This is a genomic window from Pseudonocardia sp. KRD291, assembly GCF_019263595.1.
Taxonomy (GTDB): Bacteria; Actinomycetota; Actinomycetes; order Mycobacteriales; family Pseudonocardiaceae; genus Pseudonocardia.
This window is the reverse complement of record NZ_JADQDD010000503.1, coordinates 1-1,818: the sequence shown is the minus strand read 5'-3', so window position 1 is coordinate 1,818 and position 1,818 is coordinate 1. Positions and strand designations below refer to the sequence as shown.

General features: G+C 76.3%; 2 protein-coding genes. Both read right to left on the bottom strand.

Annotated elements, in window-relative coordinates; translation table 11 throughout:
• Positions 1-73: 73 nt before the first annotated feature.
• Positions 74-685 (bottom strand): PadR family transcriptional regulator, encoded by a 612-nt coding sequence (locus I4I78_RS32220; protein ID WP_218615286.1) that lies wholly within the window; start codon positions 683-685, stop codon positions 74-76.
• A gap of 150 nt (positions 686-835) precedes the next feature.
• On the bottom strand, positions 836-1,818 hold a 983-nt coding region (locus I4I78_RS32215; protein WP_218615285.1), incomplete at its 5' end, for a CdaR family transcriptional regulator.

The following is a 1,818-nucleotide window of genomic DNA, read 5'->3' as shown; positions in this document are numbered from 1 at the left end:
GGGCCGGAACGGCTCATGTGCACCTCGGCGTCTCGAGTGTGGGGCTCAAGTTTGAACCGGGCCCCGTCCCAGCCTATTCCCGATCCGGGCCGGGTTCGGCCGAGCGCCCCTCGACCAGACGCGGCCAGCTCCCCGGCGGCCCGGGGGAGCCCGGCTCGCCGTCCATCGCGTACGCGCCCGCCTCGAGACGCCCGATCAGCCCGCGCGCCCACTCCGCGCCACCGGCGGCGTCGGCGGCCCACAGCCCGAACAGCTCACGGACGTGCGGCGGCCAGTCCCAGCCGTCGCGCCGCTCGCGCGCGGAGCGCTGCGCCGCCTCGCAGGTGGCGAGCCGCTCGCGCAGCAGGGCGACCGCCTCCGCGCGGGGCAGCGACGGCAGGAACGCCATCGCCGCGCCGAGCTGGTCGGTGTGCCGGTCCGGGACGCGCAGCGCCGTGCGCAGCAGCCGCCCGAACTCGGCCTCACCGCGTTCGGTGAGCTCGTACTCGGTTCGCCCACGCACGCCGACGTGGTCGATCAGCGAGCCGGAGCGGGTCAGCGCGGACAGCGCGTGGTAGATCGACCCCCACTTGACGTTCGCCCACCGGTCGGCCTCCCAGGACAGCAGGTCGTTGCCGATCAGGTAGCCGTGCGCCCGACCGTAGCCACGCACCACGCCGAGGACGAGCAGGCGGGTGGCGGACACCCGGTCAGACTAGTTCTCCGGTTCGCGGCCGTGGCTCCGCAGGCCTTCCCGTCGGCCGCGAGCGGACCCTTCGGGACCCCATCGTGAGCGAGGGGGCCCCTCGGGACCTCGGGGGTGGTGCTCGGTGATGTGGTGAGCCTCCACGTCGCGTCATTCGGCGATGCCTCCGACCTGCAGGGCGAACCAGAGCTCGGCCCGCACGCCGGGGGAGTCGAGGTCGCGCTCGAGCAGGGTCGCGACCCGGTCCATCCGCGCCCGCAGGGTGTGCCGGTGCACGCCGAGCCGGGTCGCCGCGGGGTCCCACTGCCCGTGGTGGGCCAGCCACTCGCGCAGTGAGCGGACGAGGTCACCGCGGCCCCGCGCGTCGTGGGCGACGAGCGGGCGCAGCAGGGCCTCGGCGAACGCGGACGCGTCGGCGCGCGGGACGAGGTCGTGCAAGCCCTGCCCGGCCAGCTCGCCGAAGCGGACGAGCCTGCGACCCTGGCGGACCGCGGCGTCCAGGGCCTGCCGGGCCTGGCGCAGCCCGGCGCCGACGTCGTCGCCGACCGGGTCCGACACCCCGGCCCGGACGTCCGGGCGCTGACCGGCCAGATCGGTGACCGGGTCCTCGGCACCGGCGCCGACGACGGCCACCACCACGTCGTTGAGGGCACCGAAGTACAACGGGCCCGAGCGCGCCGCCACCGACTCCAGGACGTCGAGCAGCTCGCGGGTCGAGCCGGAGCGCCTGCGCAGCACCACGACCCGTGCCGCGGTGCCCGGCAGCGGACCCCACAGCTCCTCGGCGATCCCGCGCGCCTCGCCGGCCGGGCCGTCGGCCATCAGCCGGAGCAACGCGGTGCGCAGCCTGCGCTCGGCCCGTCCGACCGCGGACGTCCGGGAGTGCAGCAGCGTCAGCACCGACACCGCCGAGCCGATCACCTGCCGGTCGACCGGGGAGAACTCGCGGTCCCGCCCGACCACCAGCACCGCTCCGGAGCCGGGCAGCCGGATCTGCTGTAGCACCACCTGCCCGCCGTCGACCGCCACCGTGACGCTGGTGGGGTTGCGGTGTGCCCGCACCCGGTCGATCTCCGGGAGCAGGGCGTCGGCGCGCGGGCCCGCCGTGCGCGGTGCGGCGTGGCGGACGGCGC